At 47.7% G+C, this 306-nt stretch carries 1 protein-coding gene; it reads right to left on the bottom strand.

The features are described from left to right. The coding region (locus J3L11_RS19730) for a DDE-type integrase/transposase/recombinase (protein WP_207572013.1) at positions 1-306 on the bottom strand (306 nt) is incomplete at both ends.

Here is a 306-nt window from a genome sequence, read left to right as displayed (position 1 = left end):
TATGGAAGCGTTCACAGATACCATTGGTTTGCGGATGACGCGCCCTGGTTTTGGTGTGTTCAATGTCATTAATCGCTAGGTAAAGCTGATAATCGTGCTGCTCTACTTTGCCACAGTATTCTGTGCCCCGGTCAGTCAAAATACGCAGCATCGGTAAGGCTTGAGCCTCAAAGAACGGTAGCACTCGGTCATTGAGCAAATCAGCCGAAGTGATAGGCGTTTTCGTCGTGTACAGCTTGGCAAATGCTACCTTGCTATAGGTATCAACAAAGGTTTGCTGATAGATGCGCCCCACACCTTTAAGGT

It is taken from the genome of Shewanella sp. 4t3-1-2LB, from assembly GCF_017368415.1.
GTDB classification, from domain to species: Bacteria; Pseudomonadota; Gammaproteobacteria; order Enterobacterales; family Shewanellaceae; genus Shewanella; species Shewanella fodinae.
The sequence above is the reverse complement of the archived record's forward strand: the minus strand, read 5'-3'. Positions and strand labels throughout refer to the sequence as shown.